Annotated in this window: 18 protein-coding genes; 4 read left to right on the forward strand and 14 right to left on the reverse strand. The window is 58.4% G+C overall.

The window, feature by feature from the left end; all coding sequences use genetic code 11:
• Positions 1-169: 169 nt before the first annotated feature.
• Positions 170-1,045 carry a flagellar protein MotY gene (locus tag ACTG2U_RS20985; RefSeq protein ID WP_005337611.1) on the forward strand — a complete coding sequence of 292 codons (876 nt, stop codon included), beginning with the start codon at positions 170-172 and terminating at the stop codon, positions 1,043-1,045.
• Positions 1,046-1,129: 84 nt separating this feature from the next.
• On the opposite strand, the gene gloA is transcribed toward ACTG2U_RS20985, so the two are convergent.
• The 9 genes from gloA to ACTG2U_RS21030 all read right to left on the reverse strand — a co-directional run bounded on the left by gloA (position 1,130) and on the right by ACTG2U_RS21030 (position 12,142).
• Positions 1,130-1,543 (reverse strand): lactoylglutathione lyase, encoded by a 414-nt coding sequence (gene gloA, locus ACTG2U_RS20990; RefSeq protein WP_005347113.1) that lies wholly within the window; start codon positions 1,541-1,543, stop codon positions 1,130-1,132.
• A 171-nt stretch (positions 1,544-1,714) separates the two neighbouring features.
• The gene (nth, locus tag ACTG2U_RS20995) at positions 1,715-2,356 is read right to left on the reverse strand and encodes an endonuclease III (protein ID WP_042080150.1); all 642 of its coding nucleotides are present in this window, start codon (positions 2,354-2,356) and stop codon (positions 1,715-1,717) included.
• Between the two features lie 13 nt (positions 2,357-2,369).
• Positions 2,370-3,131 (reverse strand): electron transport complex subunit E, encoded by a 762-nt coding sequence (locus ACTG2U_RS21000; RefSeq protein WP_005350792.1) that lies wholly within the window; start codon positions 3,129-3,131, stop codon positions 2,370-2,372.
• A 15-nt stretch (positions 3,132-3,146) separates the two neighbouring features.
• Positions 3,147-3,779 (reverse strand): electron transport complex subunit RsxG, encoded by a 633-nt coding sequence (gene rsxG / locus ACTG2U_RS21005; RefSeq protein ID WP_005359614.1) that lies wholly within the window; start codon positions 3,777-3,779, stop codon positions 3,147-3,149.
• Positions 3,780-3,822: 43 nt separating this feature from the next.
• Entirely contained in the window at positions 3,823-4,875 is a 1,053-nt protein-coding gene (gene rsxD, locus ACTG2U_RS21010) for an electron transport complex subunit RsxD (RefSeq protein WP_005337606.1), read from the reverse strand.
• Positions 4,876-4,886: 11 nt separating this feature from the next.
• The gene (gene rsxC, locus ACTG2U_RS21015; RefSeq protein WP_439975085.1) at positions 4,887-7,640 is read right to left on the reverse strand and encodes an electron transport complex subunit RsxC; all 2,754 of its coding nucleotides are present in this window, start codon (positions 7,638-7,640) and stop codon (positions 4,887-4,889) included.
• 14 nt (positions 7,641-7,654) lie between these two features.
• Entirely contained in the window at positions 7,655-8,233 is a 579-nt protein-coding gene (rsxB, locus tag ACTG2U_RS21020) for an electron transport complex subunit RsxB (protein ID WP_005350799.1), read from the reverse strand.
• 2 nt (positions 8,234-8,235) lie between these two features.
• Positions 8,236-8,817, reverse strand: a complete 582-nt coding sequence (gene rsxA, locus ACTG2U_RS21025; RefSeq protein WP_005337600.1) for an electron transport complex subunit RsxA — start codon at positions 8,815-8,817, stop codon at positions 8,236-8,238.
• A gap of 181 nt (positions 8,818-8,998) precedes the next feature.
• Complete coding sequence (locus tag ACTG2U_RS21030) at positions 8,999-12,142, reverse strand: DUF3427 domain-containing protein (protein ID WP_439975086.1); 3,144 nt, start codon at positions 12,140-12,142, stop codon at positions 8,999-9,001.
• A gap of 154 nt (positions 12,143-12,296) precedes the next feature.
• Here ACTG2U_RS21030 and ACTG2U_RS21035 point away from each other — a divergent pair, with 154 nt between their 5' ends.
• Complete coding sequence (locus ACTG2U_RS21035) at positions 12,297-12,764, forward strand: hypothetical protein (RefSeq protein WP_439975087.1); 468 nt, start codon at positions 12,297-12,299, stop codon at positions 12,762-12,764.
• 163 nt (positions 12,765-12,927) lie between these two features.
• Positions 12,928-13,296 (forward strand): VOC family protein, encoded by a 369-nt coding sequence (locus ACTG2U_RS21040; protein ID WP_005347086.1) that lies wholly within the window; start codon positions 12,928-12,930, stop codon positions 13,294-13,296.
• A gap of 455 nt (positions 13,297-13,751) precedes the next feature.
• Here the strand turns inward: ACTG2U_RS21040 and ACTG2U_RS21045 are convergent, their stop codons facing one another.
• Entirely contained in the window at positions 13,752-14,141 is a 390-nt protein-coding gene (locus ACTG2U_RS21045; protein ID WP_439975088.1) for a DUF6404 family protein, read from the reverse strand.
• A 195-nt stretch (positions 14,142-14,336) separates the two neighbouring features.
• Between ACTG2U_RS21045 and ACTG2U_RS21050 the strand changes: the two genes are divergently transcribed.
• Complete coding sequence (locus ACTG2U_RS21050; RefSeq protein ID WP_439975089.1) at positions 14,337-15,239, forward strand: LysR substrate-binding domain-containing protein; 903 nt, start codon at positions 14,337-14,339, stop codon at positions 15,237-15,239.
• A gap of 171 nt (positions 15,240-15,410) precedes the next feature.
• On the opposite strand, the gene ACTG2U_RS21055 is transcribed toward ACTG2U_RS21050, so the two are convergent.
• The 4 genes from ACTG2U_RS21055 to ACTG2U_RS21070 all read right to left on the reverse strand — a co-directional run bounded on the left by ACTG2U_RS21055 (position 15,411) and on the right by ACTG2U_RS21070 (position 20,446).
• Positions 15,411-15,644 carry a hypothetical protein gene (locus ACTG2U_RS21055; protein ID WP_227094825.1) on the reverse strand — a complete coding sequence of 78 codons (234 nt, stop codon included), beginning with the start codon at positions 15,642-15,644 and terminating at the stop codon, positions 15,411-15,413.
• A 193-nt stretch (positions 15,645-15,837) separates the two neighbouring features.
• Positions 15,838-17,814, reverse strand: a complete 1,977-nt coding sequence (locus ACTG2U_RS21060; RefSeq protein WP_227094824.1) for a methyl-accepting chemotaxis protein — start codon at positions 17,812-17,814, stop codon at positions 15,838-15,840.
• A gap of 226 nt (positions 17,815-18,040) precedes the next feature.
• Positions 18,041-19,543 (reverse strand): glycerol kinase GlpK, encoded by a 1,503-nt coding sequence (gene glpK, locus ACTG2U_RS21065; RefSeq protein ID WP_227094823.1) that lies wholly within the window; start codon positions 19,541-19,543, stop codon positions 18,041-18,043.
• Positions 19,544-19,597: 54 nt separating this feature from the next.
• On the reverse strand, positions 19,598-20,446 hold the full coding sequence (locus ACTG2U_RS21070) for an MIP/aquaporin family protein (RefSeq protein WP_005350866.1): 849 nt from the start codon (positions 20,444-20,446) through the stop codon (positions 19,598-19,600).
• Positions 20,447-20,865 lie beyond the last annotated feature (419 nt).

Consider the following 20,865-nt stretch of genomic DNA (forward strand, 5'->3'; position numbering starts at 1 on the left):
TCCTGCCGGTTGGCACGGAGCTAAGAGGGGGGGAATAAGCGCCGCTTGCGGTCGGTTGCCGCTGAGGGGCAAGCCTTTGCCACACCAACGGCACGTCTTTGCAGTTTGTCGCTAAAGCTTGGCCTCTTGCCGCCGATATCTCTTGTGAGATCGTGTGGAGGGCAAGCAATTGAACGCTTGGGTGTTGGGGTTGGTCAGCATATCCGTGAGTATGCAGTTACAGGCTGGGGTCACCGAATTTGGTGCCGGTCTGGATCAATCCGTCTGGCGTTTGACCTCCGATACCCAGATTGAGTGTCGCCTCGAGCACCCGATCCCCAACTGGGGTACGGGGGCCTTTGTCAGTCGTGCCGGTCGCAAGATCAACCTCGACTTTGAGCTCAAGGGCAAGCGGCCGCAGGCCCAGACCCAGACGGTGAGTCTTGGCATCATGCCGCCGGTATGGCGCCCGGGAATAGCCGGGCGAGAAGTGAGTCAACTGCGTTTCTATCAGCAGTTCGATGGGCTGGTGGAGGGGCAAACCGCCTGGACCATGCTCGACGAGCTGGAGGGGGGGCGGATGCCGACCTTCCAGTATCGGGACTGGTATCGCCAGAACCGCGCGGTGCGAGTGTCTCTCTCGTCGGTCAACTTTCGGGTCAAATATCAGGCCTTTATCGACTGTCTGAGCGGGCTCTTGCCCTACAGCTTCAACGATATCGCCTTTAGCGTGCTCACCTATGACAAGAACAGCGATCAGCTCTCCATCCCCTCCAAGCGGCGGCTGGCGATGATCAGCGAGTTTATCAAGGCGGACAAGAGCATCGACGTGGTGGTGATCGATGCTTACAGCGATAGCTATGGCGGCCGCTGGCCGAACCTGAAACTCTCCGAGAAACGGGCCGATGCCATCAAGAAGGTGTTTGTCGATCTGGGGATCGATCCCGGCAAGATCTCGGTGGAGGGGCATGGCGAGAAGCAGCACGTTGCCTCCAACGAAACGGAGCAGGGTCGTGCCAAGAACCGGCGGGTGGTGATCAGCATGGGGCGCAATGGCGAGATCTAGCGCCGTCCCCGGCAGCCGGATATAAAAAAGAGCGCATCTGCGCTCTTTTTTGATCCTGCCATTAGGCCGTGAGATTAGGGCAGCTTAGAAGCTGTCACCGAGGCCAGTACCGGCATCTTTCTTGGCGATCAGTTCAATCTTGTAACCGTCCGGATCTTCGACGAAGGCGATGACGGTGGTACCGCCCTTGACCGGGCCCGGTTCGCGTGTGATCTTGGCACCGGCGGCGCGCAAGGCATCGCAGGTGGCATAGATGTCGTCCGCTTCCAGCGCGATGTGGCCATAGGCTGAGCCCAGTTCGTACTCGCTCACCCCCCAGTTGTAGGTCAGCTCGATCACCGCTTCATCCTTCTCGTCACCGTAACCGACGAAAGCCAGGGTGTACTTGTACTCGCTGTTCTCGCTCTTGCGCAGCAGCTTCATGCCAAGGACGCGGGTGTAGAAGTCGATGGAGCGTTGCAGATCGCCGACACGCAGCATGGTATGCAGAATTCTCATTGCTCAGTTCTCCGGGTTGGTGATGTGTACTGCTTTCAATCTCGGTTGCGAGGCCATCAGCTTTCTGGATAGACCTTCTCTTTGTATTCGCACAAGTCCTCGATGATACAGGAACCACTGCAGTGGATGTTTGCGAGCGAGACAGGTAGGACGGTTGTGGCGCCCAGTCATTCAGCTCTCTGGATAGACCTTCTCTTTGTATTCGCACAAGTCCTCGATGATACAAGAACCACAACGGGGCTTGCGAGCCAGACAGGTGTAACGCCCGTGCAGGATCAGCCAGTGGTGAACATCCAGCTTGAACTCGGCGGGTACCACTTTGAGCAGCTTCTCCTCCACCTGATCCACGTTCTTGCCCACCGCAAAACCGGTACGGTTCGAGACCCGGAAAATATGGGTATCGACGGCGATGGTGGGCCAGCCAAAGGCGGTGTTGAGTACCACGTTGGCGGTCTTGCGGCCGACGCCGGGCAGGGCTTCCAGCGCTTCGCGGTTCTCCGGCACCTCGCCGCCGTGACGCTCCAGCAAGATGGCGCAGGTCTTGATGACGTTCTCGGCCTTGGTGTTGAAGAGGCCAATGGTCTTGATGTACTCCTTGAGCCCGTCCACCCCGAGCTCCAGCATCGCTTGCGGGGTGTTGGCCACCGGATAGAGCTTGTCGGTCGCCTTGTTGACGCTGACATCGGTCGCCTGTGCCGAGAGCAGCACGGCAATCAGCAGCTCGAACGGCGAGTTGAAGTTGAGCTCTGTGGTAGGGTGGGGGTTGTTTTCCCGCAGTCGCTCGAGGATCTCTCTGCGTTTCTGGTTGTTCATGCCTTGCGTCCGATCATAGTTCGGTCGCCCGGACGCGGGCCGGGGCAACGTTGCAGTGGGCCACGGTAGCGGCCTGTTTGCGGTCCCGCCAGTCGTTGATGGCGTTCTTGGCGGCGATCAGCAGCCCCAGCCCGATAAAGCCGCCCGGCGGCAAAATCGCCAGCAGCAGGCTGGCATCGGCGTGGAACAGCTCGATGCGCAGGGATTTGGCCCACTCGCCCAGCAGCAGTTCGGCGCCATCAAACAGGGTGCCCATGCCGATGATCTCGCGCATGCCGCCCAGTACCAGCAGCACCAGGGTAAAACCAAGGCCCATCATCAGGCCGTCGAGGGCCGCCAGCAGCGGCGGGTTCTTGGAGGCATAGGCCTCGGCGCGGCCGATGATGACGCAGTTGGTGACGATGAGGGCGATAAAGATGCCGAGCGCCTGATAGAGGCCATAGGTGTAGGCGTTCATCAGCAGCTGTACGCTGGTCACCAGCGAGGCGATGATCATCACGTAGACCGGGATGCGAATATCCTTCGGCACCCAGTTGCGCACCAGCGAGACGGCGAGGTTGGAGCAGACCAGCACCGCCATGGTGGCAAGGCCGAGCCCCAGCGCGTTGGTGAAGGTGGAGGAGACGGCAAGGGTCGGGCAAAGCCCCAGCACCTGCACCAGCGAGGGGTTGTTCTTCCACAGCCCCTGACTCATCAGCTCCTTGAGCTCGCCCTTGCGGCTTTCCAGCTCGGCAATCGGGGTTGCGCCCGTTTCAATCTGTTCCATCTGGTTCATGATGGCTCGACTCCGTTAGTTCGCCGCCGGACAAGCCGGGGCGTTGCTGAGCAGTTCGGGTTGCTCCTGCTGCAGTTTAAGCAGGTTCTTCACCGCCTTGACCACGGCTCGCGGGGTGATGGTGGCGCCGGTAAAGGCATCGAATTCACCGCCATCCTTCTTCACCGCCCACTGGGGCTCGTTGTCATGGGTCAGGAATTTTCCGGCAAAGCTGTTGATCCAGTCCGATTTCTTCAGCTCGATCTTGTCACCAAGGCCGGGGGTCTCGTTGTGAGCGAGCACGCGCACGGCAGTGATGGTGCCCTTGGCATCAAAACCCGCCACGATGCGGATCGCCCCGCTGTAGCCATCCGGCGCAATCGCCTCCAATGCATAGCCGGTCACCACGCCATTTTTGCTGGCGGTATAGAGAGCCTGCGGCTGATCGCTGCCGAGATACTTCCTGCTGGTCACCTGCTTGCAGCTGGCCACCAGATCGTTGTCATAGCTCCCCTCCGGCAGCAATACCGAGAGGGTCTGCTGCTTCTCCAGCTGCTGCTGGTGGGCGATTTTATCCTTGGTCAGCTCGTTGGTCAGTACCACCAGCGCGGTACAGCCCAGCGCGAACATCGCCAGAATAAGGCCGTTCTTGCGCATGCTCTTTAACATGTCCGGGCTCCGTCAGCTGTGATGGTGGAAAAGGGCAGAAACATCATTGGCGACGGGCTCCATACACTTTCGGGCGAGTCAGGCTGTCAATAAAGGGTACGCAGAGGTTGGCCAGCAGCACGGCAAAGGCGAACGCATCGGGATAGCCGCCAAAGCGGCGAATGATGTAGACCAGCACCCCGATCAGCACGCCATAGACCAGTCGGCCGCGCGGCGTGGTGCAGGCGCTGACCGGATCGGTGGCGATAAAGAAGGCTCCCAGCATGGTGGCGCCGCTGAATAGATGGAACATCGGCGTGGCGGTCGCATCCGGGCTCACCAGATAGCCGATGGTGGAGGCCGCCAGCAGGGCACCGAGAATGGCGGTGGGAATGCGCCAGTTGATCACCTTCTGTTGCAGCAGGAAGAGGCCGCCCAGCAGGTAGCCGAGGTTGACCCAGCTCCAGCCGATGCCGCCCCAACCCTCGAACAGCGGGCCGCTCAGGATCTCGCCGGTGGTGAGCCCCTGAGTCAGGCCGGTTTTCAGGGTATCGAGGGGGGTCGCCATGGTGAGACCATCCACCCCCTGCTTGAGCTGCGCCATGCTGTAGCCGTCGAGGCTAAAGCCGGTGAAGATCACCGATGCGGCATCGCCAAAGCCGAGGCTGTAGGCGCGCACGCTCTCCGGCGGCAGCCAGCTGGTCATCTGCACCGGGAAGGAGACCAGCAGCAGCACATAGGCGACCATGGCCGGGTTGAACAGGTTCTGGCCCAGTCCGCCGTAAAGGTGCTTGGCGACAATGATGGCAAAGGCCGTGCCCACCACCAGCATCCACCACGGCAGCAGCGGCGGCAGGGAGAGACCGATCAGCACGGCGGTGAGCGCCGCACTGCCATCCATAAGGGCTGGCTTGATGGCGCGGCCCCGCAGCTTGAGCACCAGCGCCTCGCACAGCAGCGCAGTGACCAGCGCCAGCAGGATCTGGATAAAGGAGCCCCAGCCGAAGAACCAGGTCTGGGCCAGCAAGCCCGGCACGCAGGCCAGGATCACCAGCAGCATCAGGGTTCGGGTCTGTTTGCGGTTATGGGCAAACGGCGCAGTCGCAATATTGAACATGAGTCTGTCGATTACCTTGTGGTTGTTCGGTCGGCTGACGGGGCATCTTCAGCGGCGGTCTCTGCTGCTCTGGCTGCCTCGGCCGCCAGCTTCTTCGCCTTGGCGCGGGCCACGGCAGCCGCAATGGCCGCTTTTTTCGGATCAACCGGGGCATCAGCCGCAGGGGCGCTCGCTTCAGGCGTGGCAGTGACGGCAAGTGGTTGCTCACTGCTGGCTGCATCGTGTTGCATCGGCTCAGCCGGCGCGCGCTCACCCTCAGTTCCGGCACTCTCTAATTGAGTACCGGCACTTTCTACCCCAGCACCGGCATTTTCTACCTCAGCACTGGTACTTGCGCTCTGCTGGGCCAGCTTTTTGGCCTTGGCACGGGCGATGGCAGCGGCGATAGCGGCTTTCTTGGGATCGATCGCTTCACTTGCAGCTGTATCGCTTTGGCTGGTGGTTACTTCGCTCTTGGCTACCGTCATGTCGCGGGTCTGTGCGCTGGCAGCTGGCTCACTCTGCGCATCCTCAGCACCGGCACTTTCGCCCTGCTGGGCCAGCTTTTTGGCCTTGGCGCGGGCGATGGCAGCGGCGATAGCGGCTTTCTTGGGATCAACCGCTTCGCTGGCCGCAGATGGCGCATCACTTTGGGTTGCAGCGGATTCGCTGGCGCCAGCATTTGCAGTCAGATCGCCCTCAGCGCTGTCACCCTGCTGGGCGGCCTTTTTGGCTTTGGCCCGGGCGATGGCGGCAGCGATAGCCGCTTTCTTGGGATCAACTGCTTCGCTGGCAGCAGATGGCGCATCGCCTTGCGAGTCTGCGTCTGCTACCGCGCTGTTGGCTGCGCTTACCGGCTCACCACTGGCTTCGGCCTTTTTGGCTTTGGCACGGGCAATGGCGGCGGCAATCGCTGCTTTTTTCGGATCAACCTCTGCCTTTTGCTGATCAGCATCTACCGCAGGGGCAGCAGCGGTTTCGGCAGCCACAGGCTCGGCGCTATCGCCAGCCTGAGCGGCTTTCTTGGTCTTGGCGCGCGCCAGTGCGGCGGCGATGGCTGCTTTTTTGGGATCGCTGGCGGGGTCAACCGCCTCGGCGGATCGCGGCGCTGCGGCGGCAGTGTCGCTGTTTGCGCTCTCCGCCAGCTTGGCGGCGCGGCGCGCTTCCGCTTCCCGTTTACGGGCTTCGCGGGCGGCAATCACGGCGCTGTTGTCAGGCAAGCCCTCGGCGGTGGCGGTAATGGCAGTGATGGGGGCATCCTGCTTGGCCTTGATACGGGCCAAGGCGGCTGCCACCGGATCTTCGCCGCCTGCGGCCGTCATGGTCTGACGGCGCTGGGCGGCGGCCTCGGCGTGGCGCGCTTCGCGGGCCGCTTTCTCCCGCTCGAAACGGGCCTGCTTGGCCTCGAAACGCTGCTTGGCGCGCTCGGCTTTTTCGGCCTCGGCACGGGCTTCGCGAATGTCGTCTTTGGCGATCTTGTAGTACTGCACCAGCGGGATCTCGCTTGGGCAGACCCAGGCGCAGGCGCCGCACTCGATGCAGTCCATCAGGTTGAGCTTCTCGGCCTTGTCATACTCCTTGGCCCGGCTGTACCAGTAGAGCTCTTGCGGCAGCAGAGTGGCCGGGCAGGCGTCGGCACAGGCGCTGCAACGGATGCAGGGTTGCTCCGGGCCGGGGGCGGGCAGTTCGGCCTGCGTCGGCGCCAGCAGGCAGTTGGTGGCCTTGACCACAGGCACCATGGCGTGGGGCAGGGTAAAGCCCATCATGGGGCCACCCATGATCACCCGCTGCTCTGCTTCCGGTTGCAGTTCGAAACGCTGCAACAGCCAGCGTACCGGCGTACCCAGGCGCACCCAGGCGTTGCCGGGTTTTTTGAAGCTGTCGCCGGTGAGGGTGACGATCCGTTCGATCAGGGGCTCGCCGTCGATGATGGCGCGCTTGATGGCAAACACGGTGGCGACGTTGAGCACCATGATGCCGATATCGACCGCGCGGCCCCCCTTGGGTACCTGACGGCCGGTCAGCAGTTCGATGGTCTGCTTGGCACCGCCCGAGGGGTACTTGGTCGGCACCGTCTTGACCAGCACATCTTCGTCGGTGGCGTGGCGGGTCAGCTGCTCGATTGCCTCTGGCTTGTTGTCTTCCACTCCGATCAGGGTGAGTTTCGGTTTGAGCAGGTGCTTGAGCACCCGGATGCCATCCATGATCTCGCCCGAGTACTGCTGCATCAACCGATCGTCGGTGGTGATATAGGGTTCGCACTCCAGCCCGTTGACGATCAGGATCTCGGTGAGCTGGCCGCGGCCATCGAGCTTGCTGTGGGTCGGGAACACGGCGCCGCCAAGGCCCGCTACCCCCGCCTGCTGAATGCGCTCGAGCAGCTCGCCCCGCTCCAGATTCCAGTAATCGGCTTTGCCATTGCGCTCGCCCCACTCATCCTCCCCATCCGGGGTGAGGATGACGCAGAGATCGCCGAGTCCGGAGGGGTGGGCAACCGTGTGGTTGCCAATCTCGGTGATGGTGCCCGAGGTGGAGGCATGGACAGGGACGACCCGCCCCTTGGCATAACGGGTCAGCGGCTGACCCTTCTTGACCTTGTCGCCCACCTGCACCAGCAGATCGCCGGCGGGGCCTGCGTGCTGGCGCAGCGGAATTATGAGGCGCGGCGGCAGACCGGCGTCTACCACCGGGCTCTGGCTTGATTGCAGCTTGTTGTCGGCGGGGTGAATGCCGCCGTGAAAGTCCCAGAGCGTGCCGGCTTTGATACGTTCGAGTAAGGAATGCATGGTTGCTCCGCTGTTTATTCCACTATCTTGACCGGAATCTTGCCCGGAACATGCACGTTATTGAGATCCCACTTCCAGTTATCGACCGTGGTGGGCACCGGGATCATCTCGATGCAGTCGGTCGGGCAGGGATCGACACAGAGATCGCAACCGGTGCACTCGTTGGCAATCACGGTATGCATCGCCTTGGTAGCGCCGACGATGGCATCCACCGGGCAGGCCTGAATGCACTTGGTGCAGCCGATGCACTGATCTTCGTGGATAAAGGCGACCTTCTTGACCGGCACTGCGGCTTCGTCACTGCCCCCCAGCGGCTGGGGCTCGACCCCCATCAGATCGGCAATCTTGCGCATGGTGGCCTCGCCACCGGGTACGCACTTGTTGATCTGATCGCCGTTGGCGAGCGCCTCTGCGTAGGGTTTGCAGCCGGGATAACCGCACTGGCCACACTGGGTTTGCGGCAGCAGGGCATCGAGCTGATCGACGATGGGGTCTGCTTCCACATGAAACTTCACGGCGGCAAAGCCCAGGATAATCCCGAACGCCAGCGCCAGCAGGGTGAGCACCAGAATGGCAAAGAGAATATGGATCATGGTTATATCTTGATAAGGCCGGTAAAGCCCATAAAGGCCAGCGACATCAGACCGGCGGTGATCATGGCAATCGACACCCCGCGAAACGGAGCGGGCACATCGGCGGCGACCAGACGCTCGCGCATGGCGGCAAACAGGATCAACACCAGCGAGAAGCCGGTGGCGGCGCCAAAGCCGTAGATCACGCTCTGGATAAAGTCGTGTCGCTCATTGATGCTGAGCAGCGCCACCCCGAGCACCGCACAGTTGGTGGTGATGAGCGGCAGGAAGATCCCCAGCAGGCGATAGAGGGTCGGGCTGCTCTTGCGCACCACCATCTCGGTAAACTGCACCACCACGGCGATCACCAGAATAAAGGCGAGGGTGCGCAGATAGGCGATATCCAGCGGCAGCAGGATATAGTGCTCCACCAGATAGGAGCTGGCACTGGCAAGGGTCATCACGAAGGTGGTCGCCAGCCCCATGCCGATGGCGGTTTCCAGCTTGCCGGAGACCCCCATAAAGGGGCAGAGGCCGAGGAATTTCACCAGCACGAAGTTGTTAACCAGCACGGTGCCGATCAATAAAAGCAGGTACTCAGTCATCAATTACCGTCACTGAAAGTCGGGTTATCGGGGTTTGAAGGCGGGCGGTATTATCTGACGTTAGGGCCAGTTAAACAACCGCAAGGCCGCATGGTTATTATGCAACTGGATAATTTAGCCGGGGTTTTGGGCAATATTCCGGTGGGTTTTGTGTCATATCCTCACCGGGTGAGAAGCCTTACTAACCAACAGCTAGTTTGGCGGCCTCTTTCCACATAAATGGCGGCATCGGAGTAGTGAGACGCCATTTTATGTTCATCGGTTGGCTGCCTGTGTGGGATACGTACTCCACCTCACCAAAGTTCACAAAGCCAAGGGTGCGGCCAAATTCATCTTTGCTCTGCTCGCGGACGAACAGAAACAAGCGCTTACCTTCTGCTCTGTGGTTTATGTAACTCAGCCCCTTACCCCGTTCTGGGCGAGCGCTGTTTTGGCTCTGCCAATGAAACAGCGACTCGTTGATGGCGTAGTCGTGATAACGGGTAGTGGGGGAGAAGTGCTGTTCCGTTTTGTTCAAGGTCACGAACAGCAACTCGATATTTTGCTCTGCGATGAGATAGACCCCTTCACGAGCCGTGGGTTGCTGCGCGAAGGTGGTCGCGCCAAAGCCAACCAGCACCTGCTCTCTGGCATAGCGAGCATGCAGTTGCAGCGGATTACCGGGAAGGTTTGGCATGGCGCTTTGTTCGTGTTGCACCCGGTTGATCAGCATGGGCAACAGATCTGCCAGCTCGGCCCTTAATTCAGGTTGATTGAGTTGTTTCAGGCTGTGCGCCAAGGAGCTAAAGCCAGCAGTAGGGCCGCTTTGTTGCCAGAAGTCGTAATAGCACATCAAGGCCATGCGTGCATCGTGCTTGGCCGTTAAGGTAAATGCGTCTGCCACCAAGGTTTGTAAGAAGTTCAAGTAATGGAGCGCATCGCAGCCCAATAGCCGGGTTTTGATGGCCCGGGTGTAGAGAGTCGACAACTTCTCATCGCTCATTTCAGAAATGGTATGGTTGCGGGCCTGTTTGACCAAGGTGCTCCAATTGCCGCGCTTGTAGATCTCCTCAAGGCTGATGTGAGGGTAGAACTTCAAAAAGTTCGCCAGCGTCAGTGGTAAATCACAGTCCTGTGAGAAACGGCGGATCAGGCCCATGAGGCGTGAGGTATTGAGGGTCGCCTTTTTGATATTGCTCAGAATTAACTCTTGGGTTTGTTTTGAGAGTTCGATGCGGCAGCCCAAGGGGGCGTGAGGGAAGCCCTGTTTGATTTCGTGGCTGATCGCCTTGTTGGTTTTGCCCACCAGAGCCCGGAATTTCTGGGCAAAGTCATACTCCGCGCGGGCATTGCCAACAAAGTCCAACACGGTGCAGCACTCTTTATCGCTCGCCAGCCGCAGGCCGCGCCCTAATTGCTGTAAGAAGATGGTGAGACTTTCCGTTGGTCGTAAAAACAGCAAGGTATCGACTTCCGGGATATCAACCCCTTCGTTGAAGATGTCCACCACGCAGAGAATATTGATAACCCCAGTGCGCAAATCTTGTTGTTTACTATGCCGCTCGTCTCGATTATCGCTGGTGAGGATGTCAGCCTTGATGCCCTTCAATAAAAATGCCTTGCACATAAAGTCGGCATGTTCACGGCTCACACAAAATGCCAGCGCTTTGATCTTGGTAATATCGGTGACGATCTCATTGAGGCTCTGGACTATCTTCTGTACTCGCTGCTGATTGTGGGTATAGATATTGGTGAGTTCAGTGATGTCATAACGGCCATTTTTCCAAGCCACTTGGCGCAAGTCAGTATCATCATCGATACCAAAATATTGGAACGGACAGAGATGGCGACGATTGATGGCCTCGGGCAAGCGGATCTCTGCTGCGATGACACCACAAAAGTCGGCAAGAATATCACCGCCATCATGGCGCTCTGGCGTTGCGGTTAATCCCAACAGAATGTGAGGTTCAAAGGCGGCGAGCAGACCGCGATAACTGGCCGCCGCAATATGGTGAACCTCATCAATGACGATGTAATCGAAATAGTCTGGGCTAAGGCGCAACGTAGCCAGCTGGTTATTTAAGGATTGCACCGAGGCAAATAGCTGACGGTAGTGGGTCGGCACGGCGCCGCCGACCAAGAGTTCGCCAAAATTGGATTGTTTAAGCACTCCGCGGTATGAGGCCAATGCTTGGCGCAAGATCTCCTCTTTGTGGGCGACAAACAGGAACTTGGCGTCGGGTTTGGTTTTCAGAAAACGCGCAAAATCAAAAGCGGAGATCAGGGTTTTCCCTGTACCGGTGGCCGCAACCACCAAGTTACGGAAGCGCTGGTGTAAAGCGCGCTCCATCGCCAATTGTTCAAGGATCTCCAGTTGATGGGGAAACGGCGTGATATCAAAGAAATAGGCAGGGCTATTTTTGTCCCCATCCCCACGCGCCTCTTGCAGTGCATGCTGCAATTTTGTACGGCTTTCGAGCTTGCCATCAAACAGCTCAAAATCATCGGATTCCCAATAGGTTTCAAAGGTACTCAGGGATTTCTCGATAATATGAGGGATCTCTTGCGAGGTGATTTTTAGGTTCCACTCCAAGCCGCTGGTGAGGGCAGAGTGAGAGAGATTGGAGGAACCTATATAGCCGGTATGAAAGCCGGTATTTCGGCAAAAGAGATAGCTCTTGGCATGCAACCGCTCGCGCTGGGTGTTATAGCTGAGTTTGACTTCGGTATTTGGGAGGCTGGCTAAAAATTCAACTGCCTTGGCATCGGTCGCTCCCATATAAGAGGTAGTAATTACTTTTAATTGGCGGCCGCTGCGAGTGAACTCTTCCAGCTCATGACGGAAAATCCGGATACCTGCCCATTTGATAAATGAGACCAGCCAGCAGATGTTATCTGCAGATAATATCTCCCGTTTAATCTCCGACTCCATCGACAAACCCGCATTGCTGCCACAAAACAGTTCGCTCTGAGTGAGACCTGTCAGAGGGAAAATATCCTCGGCATATTGCTTTAAATTGGCGGAGATGGGGTTATCCAACTGGTAGAGCGCGGTCAGAATTTTCCCCTGACTATCGATGAGGTTCTCGCCAATAAAGTCTGGGTCTTGGGTGCGATCCTTTAGCCAAAGCAATAACTGGTTAGCCAGCTCGATCTGCCGTTGCAGCTGATCCTCTCCAGTGACCGAACCCACCGCATATTCCAAAACCCGGCTCAGAAATCTGGATAACCAAACTGCCGCTTCGGCAGGTTCAAGTTGGCGTTCCCCTACGTAAAAGCGCGCGCGGTCGAGTCGAGATGTCAGCAGTTGAGTAATGAGCTGTTCATAAATACCGCATTGTTGCATCGCACTTTAGCCTTGAACGTTGTACATGAGGGTGGCGAGAAGAGTATCATTTTTTCCAACCAAATCAGTAAGCTGTTGTCGCCTGTTACTCGTTTGAAGATCGCCCTGGTTTTCGGTAAGAGAGCGCGGCAGTAACAACCACAGGGAGGTGGTGATGGATCCGGTTTCCTATCTTTTTTCGGCTTACCTCAATCTGGTACAGCAGCAGGTTGCGGATATCTATGGCACCGAGGCCAAGACGCTGGTGGTGCAGTATGAGGGGGAGTCGGTCCCGTTCTCTTTTCAGCTGTGGCAGATCCAGCAGCCGAGCGTTTGTCGTCCCTACCAGCAGGATGTTCGGCGTTTTAGCCAGTGCACGGTCAAGGCGTCCGCCCTTTTTCACAAGCTGTGTGATGACTTGACCCAGCAGGATGACAGCAGTTGGCAACTGCCCAAATTTCGCACCATGTACTGCTCGGCTGCCATCAGTTATCGGCCGATGATTGCAGAGATTGGGGATGCCAAGCAGAGTCCTGCCAAGCTGGTGGAGCGTGCCTGCAATCAGGCGATTCTGGCGGCAATGGACAGTGACGATGAAGCCCTGCTGGCCCAGCGTGACAAAGCGTGCGCAGCGGTGCAGTAACGCGAATTTATCTGACCAGAACATTTGCGCTCGCTTTGCGCGCCACGGCACACATGGGCTTCCCCTTGCCGGGTATGATGGGGTAGCCCGCTGTAGCGGCAACAGTCGGATGTTTGCGGGCATATGTCGGTCACATCAGCCAGATCACCACCAGGAGGTAACCATGATCAGCCATATCGACCATCTGGTATTGACGGTCAGTGATATCGAACGGGCCGTGGCGTTTTACAGTTCGGTGCTCAATATGGAGGCCATCACCTTCGGTGCGGGGCGCCGGGCGGTAGGGTTTGGCAACCAGAAGATCAATCTGCAACTGCTTGGGCAGGAGCCGCGCAATCGGGCGCAGGTGGGGTCGGGGGATGTCTGCCTTATCACCCGCTGGCCGCTGGAGCAGGTGATGGCCCAGCTTGCCTGCCACGGGGTGGAGATTGTCGAGGGGCCGGTGACCAAAAGCGGCGCCTGCGGGCCGATAGAATCTGTCTATTTTCTCGATCCAGACCAGAACCTGATAGAAGTGAGCATCTATCCCTGAGCCCACCAGGCCATCACTCTCATCGCCATCAGCAACAGAAAGGGGCCGTCAATTGACGGCCCCTTTCTTGTATCGCCATCGACCCAGCGCCAGCGTCGCTTGGTTGATGCGATAGAGACCCCTAGGCTGCGTTCGCAAAATGCTGGTTTTCTGTCTACCAATAGTTTCTATAGGTAATGAATGCAGAAAGTCAGCTGGATAAATGCAGCAACACTTCCCGCCAGCTTTTCATACCTCATCGCTTATGCGGTGAGGTAGAAATAAGGGGGGGACGATGAGTCCTCATGGTGTATTGGTCAATTTGTCGTTGCCAACTAAATCCGGACACTGTGCTGGCGTTAAACCTTTGAAAAATTTAAGTTTTTAAGTTGATATTTTAATTACACTAGGGGCACAGCCTAGTCGCCGCAAGATCCCGCGCAGAAAACTCCACATAGTTCAGTTTTTCATGGATGTTAATGCCGTTTTTCTCCCTCATCATCAGCATCGGTGGGTTCAGCAAGTTGCTCCCACGGGGTCAGTTTAAGCTGCTTGCGCCGTAGCCAGAGCCAAGATGCCATGGTCAGGCCGAAGAATCCCGCAAACAGGGCTGTTTGGCGCAGGGCAAATAGCGGATCTATCCCCTTGGGGTGCCAACTGAAAAACCACATCGCCATGCCCCATACCAGACCAATGCCTACCCCGAATACCAGAACGTTGGTTAGCCAACCCTCATAGTGAGGCGGTTTGACGGGATAACCGAACCTGCGCAGCAGTCTGCACAGCGGTGGATTGTAGTTGGCATGCCATACCCCTTTGTTAGCCAGCTCCTGATGGGCGGCGGCCAGCCGTTCTTCAAATGTCATGGTATTGATCCTTGTGAAATAAGTGGTGCCATACGGTGCTTTTCTGGCTGCATTGTACTGACAAATCGCGGGTATGATGTGGGCTCGCGGTCACGTTCTTTCTCTGTAGAAAAAAAGAACTGGCCTCACCGCACGCTTGCCAATCCACAGCAGCTACGCCTATAAAGGCCCATAACTCTTGTCCGGATAACAGCAATGAAGACCCATTCTGATGAACTGACCCTGTTTGTGGCGGTGGTGGAGGCGGGCAGTTTTCGCCAAGCGGCGGAGAACCTCGGCATGGATAACTCGGTGGTGAGTCGCGGTATCAAGCGGCTGGAGGAGAAGCTCTCCACCGTGCTGTTCAATCGCACCACCCGCCGGGTCAGCCTGACCGAGGAGGGGAGCTGGTTCTATCAGCGGGCGGTGAAGATCCTGACCGAGATGAGCGAGGCGGAGGGGCATCTGTTGATGCGCCGGGAGCAACCAGAGGGGATCTTGCGGGTAGATGCCGCTACCCCCTTTATTCTGCACCGGCTGGTGCCAATTATCGGCGAGTTTCGACGTCGCTATCCTGCCATCGAGCTGCAACTGCACAGCTCGGAGGGCTTTATCAATCTGATGGAGCGGCGGGTGGACATGGCCATCCGCATCGGCGAGCTGACCGACTCCTCTCTGCGCGCGCTGCCCCTTGGCCGTTCGCGGCTTCGGCTGCTGGCCTCCCCCACTTATTTGAGCGAGCGCGGCACCCCGCGCCAACCGGTGGATCTGCTGAGCGGTCACGAGTTGCTCGGCTTTTTGCATCCCGATCACCTCAACCACTGGCCGCTGCTCAGTGCCGAGCAGGGGGATCGCTTTGCCATCACCCCCAGCCTGCGTGCCAGCAGCGGTGAAACCTTGCGTCAGCTGGCGCTGGCGGGGCAGGGGATCGTCTGTCTGTCGGATTTCATGACCGGGCCGGATCGGGAGAGCGGCGCGCTGGTGGAGGTGCTGGCCCGCAGTAACAGCGGCGCCTCGCGCCCCATCAATGCAGTCTTCTACTCCGATGCCCAGCGGGATATCCGACTGCGGGTCTGGCTCGACTTTCTTAAAGAGCAGCTTGGCAGCCATACCCTGTAGTGCAGGTTGGTTTGTACGGTTTGTTTGAACGGTTCGTCGCTGCGGTTTGCTTGGCGAAGAACAAGCCGCGCCTTCGTTGCGGCCAATCAGCATTAGCCTGGTGGCAGATAAACAGACGGCCGACTTGAGGGTCGGCCGCCGGTTCGGGAAGGTGTGTGAGGTGAAGCGCAGTTAGCGGGGCACTTTGCCCCATACCCGGCTGAGCAGGGCGCCGCCGATCACCGGCGGAATGGCCAGCAGCAGGGTCCACTGCCAGGAGAGGCCGCCGACGGTGGCGGCCAGTACGATGCAGGTGAGCACCACCAGCTGCGCCACCATCATCAGGAAGGTGCCTTCGCGGGGGGTCAGTGTCTCTTTTTGAGTGGCGACGTGGGCTAGGGGCGCTTGAGTGGTGGTCGGTTTCATGGCGATATCCCTCTGTTGAGTCTGATATCACTAAGCAATGGCCGTTCCACATTTTTTCATGTTAATTATCAATATCTTGCGAGTTTTTTCGTCATTCCCGTTTCGATAGCGCAGGCAAAATGATTTGCAAAATGAAAACGCCACCCGGTGGTGGCGTCTTGGTTATTGAGAGGGAGAGGTGGAAGCGCCGGGTCTAGCCAATCCTGTATTGGCGGATCTGCTCGTCGATGGCTTTGGCCAGTTCGAACAGTTCGCGGCTGGCGGCATTGCTCTCCTGCGCGTGTTCCCGCTGGTGTTCGGCCACCATGGCCAGCTCGTCAAGCGCCGTTCTGGCTTGCCCCATCTGTTGATTCTGTGCCTGCGCCAGTGAGCTGATCTCGTTGATCTCGAGGGCGGTCTGGTTGATTTGGCTGGTGGCATCCACCAGCACCTCTCTGGCCTGATTCATCCGGTTGTATCCCTCTTCGCTCAGGTTGCGGGAGTCTGCCATCGAGCTGCTGGCCTGCCGGGTTCCCTCCTGCAGGCGCAAGATAAGATCCTGTACATCCTTGGTGGCGGTCTGGGTACGCACCGCCAGTTGGCGTACCTCGTCGGCCACCACCGCAAAGCCCCGTCCCATATCCCCAGCACGGGCCGCTTCGATGGCCGCATTGAGGGCCAGCAGGTTGGTCTGGTTCGAGACATCGCGGATGAGGTTCATGATCTGGGTGATGTTGTTGCTGTCTTTCACCACTTCATCGAGCAGGGCCGAGGAGCTGCCGATGCTGCTGCGCAAGGTGTCGAGTTGCGCGGCGCTCTGGGTCACATCCTGCTCGATGCTGAGCATATGGTTGGCGATGCGTTGGGTTACGTCGTTGACCCTTTCAGAGCGGCTGGCGATCTGCTCGGCGTTGTCGCCGATGGTGGTGACTACAGTGGTCAGTTCCTGAATGCTCTGGGCCTGCTGGCACGCTTCTCCTGCCAGTGCCTGGGCCTGCTGCATGGATTGGGACGACTGAGCGGAGAGGGCGCTGCCCGACTGCTGGAAGCGGGAGAAGCTCTGGTTCAGGCTCTGGATCAGCCGATTGAAACTCTGGGCCATCATGCCCAGCTCCGACTCGTCAGAGAAGTCGAGGCGGGTCGCAAGATCCCGATCGGCGGTGATGTGGTGCATGCCATCGGCTGCCTGACGAATCGGGCGACTGATGGAGTGAGCCAGCCAGGCGGAGGCCAGCATGGCGATCCCGCCGATGGCGAGCGAGACCATGATGATGAGCTGGCGGGATTCCTGCAGTCCCTCTTCCAGCTCGGCGCTGTTGATCTCTCCAATCAGCAGCCGGTTGAGGGTGGGGATGTAACGCACCGCGATGAGGTAGGTTTGCCCCTCCAGTGTTAACGCCTCTACGGCCACCTGTTCCCGGGCATTGGGAATAAGCCGTTTGACGGTATCGAGGAAAGATTGCTGGTGGTGGGCGGCGCCTTCCACCTCCTGCTCTGGGTGGATCTCGATATTGCCCTCCATATCCGCCAGATAGACCTGACCGCTCTTGCCGATCCGGTAGCCGCTGATGAGTTTGCTCAGGGCGCTCATATCGATGGAGGTGCCAGCCACCGCCAGGGTCTTGCCCTCGTGGGTGACGGCGGTGTTGATATAGAGGGAGGCGCGCTTGTCAAAATCCGAGATGTCGAGGTTCAGCTCATAGGGTTTGCTGCGTTTGAGAAAGCCGAAAAACCACCCATCTTTCGGGTCTGATTCGCTCAGTGATTTTTGGGCTGTTGGGCCGCCGCTGAAGTTGATCAGGGTGTTGCTCTGGCGGGGGGCGATAAAGACGTTGCCGCCGATCCGCCGTTGCAGATCCTGAAAGTAGCGCTCCATGGCGGGCCACTCTTGCTCTGGCATGCCAGCGGTCAGCCAGTCGATGACAAAACGGTTGCTGGCCAGCGCCTGCGCTTCGGTCAGGTGCTGGATAAGCTGGGCTGTCAGCTGGTTGGCAATGCGATCCACGCTGCTTGGCAGCTCGTAGCGTTCGACCCGCTGCTGGGCCTGACTGTGGGATATCTGCTCGAGGATCAAGGTGATGCAGCTGATGGCGATGGCCATCAGTATCGCCACGCCAGCGAGGATCCGGGTGCGGATCCCGAGCCCTGACCAGAGTGAGTGCAGTGTAAAACGGTGTATCGCCCTCTCCATATCGCTCTCCTCATAAATAAGGTCGCATATGCGACCCAGATGATGATTATAGATAGAGAACTCAATTGCGTTGTGGCGGATGGTGATAACAGAGGGCGGCAGAAAAACAGGAGGGAGCAATGAGCGGGGAAGGGGGCAGAAAGCGGCAAGGGAAAGCATAAAAAGAGAGGCCGACATTGCGGTCGGCCTCTCTGGTGTTTATCTCAACGGAATGTCGGGTGCCCGATCAATCCTCTTCAGCCCAACGGCGTGAACGCTCGACCGCTTTCTTCCAACCGCTGTAGCGTTTGGCACGGTCGTCGCGGTCCATCTGCGGGATGAACTCACGGTCCACGCTGAACTTGTCTTCCAGCTCGTCCGAGCTTTTCCAGAAGCCGACGGCCAGGCCTGCCAGGAAGGCGGCACCCATAGCGGTGGTCTCGATACGGGTCGGGCGCACCACCGGGGTGTGCATCATGTCGGACTGGAACTGCATCAGGAAGTCGTTGGCTACCGCGCCACCGTCTACCTTGAGGGCTGCCAGCTTGATGCCGGAGTCCTGCTGCATCGCATCCAGCACATCGCGGCTCTGATAGGCGATGGATTCCAGCGCGGCACGGATGATGTGGTTGCGGTTGGCGCCGCGGGTCAGGCCGACCATGGTGCCGCGTGCATACGGATCCCAGTAGGGAGCGCCCAGACCGACGAAGGCCGGTACCAGATAGACGCCGTTGGTATCGCCCACTTTGGAGGCGAAGTAGTCGGTGTCGCGGGCATCGTGAATGATCTTCAGCTCGTCACGCAACCACTGGATGGTGGCGCCGCCCATGAACACTGCACCTTCCAGCGCGTAGTTCACTTCCCCTTTCGGGCCGATGGCAACGGTAGTCAGCAGGCCGTTGCTGGAGCGAACCGGCTCGGTGCCGGTGTTCATCAGCATGAAGCAGCCGGTACCGTAGGTGTTCTTGGCCATCCCTTTTTCAAAGCAGAGCTGGCCGAACAGGGCAGACTGCTGGTCACCGGCAATACCGGCGATGGGGATGCGGGAGCCGCCACCACGGGTGGTGTAGCCGTACACTTCGGAAGAGGGTTTCACTTCCGGCAGCATGGACATGGGGATGCCCAGCTCGTCCAGCATCTTCTCGTCCCACTTCAGCTCGCGGATGTTGTAGAGCATGGTGCGGGAGGCGTTGGTCGGGTCGGTGACGTGCACTTCGCCATTGGTCATCTTCCAGACCAGCCAGGTATCGATGGTGCCGAACAGCAGTTCGCCATTCATCGCTTTCTCACGGGCACCTTCCACATTGTCGAGGATCCACTTCACCTTGGTACCGGAGAAGTAAGCATCCAGCACCAGGCCGGTGTTCTCACGAACGTACTCTTCCAGACCGCGCGCTTTCAGCTCTTCACAGATGGCGGCGGTGCGGCGGCACTGCCAGACGATGGCGTTGTAGATGGGCTTGCCGGTGGCCTTTTCCCAGACAACGGTGGTTTCACGCTGGTTGGTGATACCGATGGCGGCGATCTCTTCGCTGCGCAGGCCGGTCTTGGCCAGCACTTCGGTAAAGACGGAGGATTGGGTTGCCCAGATCTCCATCGGATCGTGCTCTACCCAGCCCGCTTTCGGGTAGTGCTGGGTGAATTCGCGCTGGGAGGTACCGACAATGTTGGCATCCTGATCAAACACGATAGCGCGGGAAGAGGTGGTTCCCTGGTCCAGAGCGACGACATATTTCTTTTCAGCAGACATGATGTTCTCCACGTTTCTATTTTCCACGTTTTTATACGTTGGAGGGGGCCGCTCTTATGCGGCAGCCTCTTCTTTGGCGGTTTGGGTCGCTTGCTCAGTGGTGACGACACGGTTGCCCGGGACGCAGGGAGCCAGCACTTTGACATACAGAGCGGTACCAATCTGGGCGCCAACGATGGGGCCAAGGATCGGAACCCAGAAGTAGGGGTTGTCACGACCACCGGTCAGGGCAACATCACCCCAGCCAGCAAAGAACGCGAACAGTTTCGGACCAAAGTCACGGGCCGGGTTCATGGCAAAACCGGTTAACGGGCCAAGGGAGGCGCCGATCACCGCGATCAGGATACCGATCAGCAGAGCGGCAGCGAAACCTTTGGGGGCGCCGTTGTTGTTGTCACCCAGCGCCATGATGCCCAGCATCAGGACGGCGGTGATCACCAGCTCGACGGCAAAAGCTTGCATATTGGTCAGCAGGGCATTGGGGTAGGTGGAGAAGATCCCGGCGGTGCCGAGGCTCTCGACGCTGCCGCGCACCACGTTATGGGTCACTTCCCACTGGGTGAAAAGGTTACCATAAAGGAAGTAGACAAGGGCCGCGAAGCAGAAGGCTCCGGCCATCTGGGCGATGATGTAGGGCACCACCTTGCGCTTGTCGAACCCGCAGAAGGTCATCAGCGCCAAGGTTACAGCCGGGTTCAGGTGGGCACCTGAAATGCCGCCGGTCACATAGATGGCGATGGCCACACCCAGACCCCAAGTAATGGAGATTTCCCACTGCCCGAAGTTGGCGCCTGCCAGCACCAGTGCCGCCACACATCCGACGCCGAAAAATATCAGCAGGCCGGTTCCGATAAACTCGGCGATGCACTCGCCAAGCAGGGTATTGGGTCTTTGTATGCTCATACTTTTGTTCCTTATATCCACCCGTAGAGGTTTGATGTTCCGTTTTATCTTTTTGTGTCTATCCGTTGCCGCCGAAAACGTTTCCTTGTTGTTTTTGCGTCTTGCGCAAACGTTACGCTCGTTTGCGCTCGTTATCGGTCGTGACAGAAAATAACCCTTCCCAATAATTTCACCATCCCCCCTCCATAGGAAATGTGGACAAGATCCCACTCATTGCTAAGAAAATGTGACGTAAAGCATCTTGATAACCGCCAGTTACCACTTAGGGGGTAGCTTGCAACCCTTGCCACACAAGGGCTGGCGCTTGCTGAGTGATTTCTCATTTGGAGCTTTTATTTGTAATAAAACTGCAATATTTGAGCATGCATCACAGATTAAATGAGCGCATATGAGCACAATAGGCTCGCTTGCGAATCAGC

The organism is Aeromonas sp. 95A, assembly GCF_051919235.1.
Lineage (GTDB): Bacteria > Pseudomonadota > Gammaproteobacteria > Enterobacterales > Aeromonadaceae > Aeromonas > Aeromonas veronii.

Excerpts from the sequence above, each read along its gene's own strand:
- rsxD (WP_005337606.1), bottom strand. The coding sequence starts at position 4,875 with ATGTTCAATATTGCGACTGCGCCGTTTGCCCATAACCGCAAACAGACC.
- ACTG2U_RS21050 (WP_439975089.1), top strand. The coding sequence starts at position 14,337 with ATGAAGACCCATTCTGATGAACTGACCCTGTTTGTGGCGGTGGTGGAG.
- glpK (WP_227094823.1), bottom strand. The coding sequence starts at position 19,543 with ATGTCTGCTGAAAAGAAATATGTCGTCGCTCTGGACCAGGGAACCACC.
- ACTG2U_RS21000 (WP_005350792.1), bottom strand. The coding sequence starts at position 3,131 with ATGAACCAGATGGAACAGATTGAAACGGGCGCAACCCCGATTGCCGAG.
- ACTG2U_RS21030 (WP_439975086.1), bottom strand. The coding sequence starts at position 12,142 with ATGCAACAATGCGGTATTTATGAACAGCTCATTACTCAACTGCTGACA.
- rsxA (WP_005337600.1), bottom strand. The coding sequence starts at position 8,817 with ATGACTGAGTACCTGCTTTTATTGATCGGCACCGTGCTGGTTAACAAC.
- ACTG2U_RS21040 (WP_005347086.1), top strand. The coding sequence starts at position 12,928 with ATGATCAGCCATATCGACCATCTGGTATTGACGGTCAGTGATATCGAA.
- ACTG2U_RS21035 (WP_439975087.1), top strand. The coding sequence starts at position 12,297 with ATGGATCCGGTTTCCTATCTTTTTTCGGCTTACCTCAATCTGGTACAG.
- nth (WP_042080150.1), bottom strand. The coding sequence starts at position 2,356 with ATGAACAACCAGAAACGCAGAGAGATCCTCGAGCGACTGCGGGAAAAC.
- gloA (WP_005347113.1), bottom strand. The coding sequence starts at position 1,543 with ATGAGAATTCTGCATACCATGCTGCGTGTCGGCGATCTGCAACGCTCC.
- ACTG2U_RS21070 (WP_005350866.1), bottom strand. The coding sequence starts at position 20,446 with ATGAGCATACAAAGACCCAATACCCTGCTTGGCGAGTGCATCGCCGAG.
- ACTG2U_RS21045 (WP_439975088.1), bottom strand. The coding sequence starts at position 14,141 with ATGACATTTGAAGAACGGCTGGCCGCCGCCCATCAGGAGCTGGCTAAC.
- ACTG2U_RS21060 (WP_227094824.1), bottom strand. The coding sequence starts at position 17,814 with ATGGAGAGGGCGATACACCGTTTTACACTGCACTCACTCTGGTCAGGG.
- ACTG2U_RS21055 (WP_227094825.1), bottom strand. The coding sequence starts at position 15,644 with ATGAAACCGACCACCACTCAAGCGCCCCTAGCCCACGTCGCCACTCAA.
- rsxB (WP_005350799.1), bottom strand. The coding sequence starts at position 8,233 with ATGATCCATATTCTCTTTGCCATTCTGGTGCTCACCCTGCTGGCGCTG.
- rsxC (WP_439975085.1), bottom strand. The coding sequence starts at position 7,640 with ATGCATTCCTTACTCGAACGTATCAAAGCCGGCACGCTCTGGGACTTT.
- rsxG (WP_005359614.1), bottom strand. The coding sequence starts at position 3,779 with ATGTTAAAGAGCATGCGCAAGAACGGCCTTATTCTGGCGATGTTCGCG.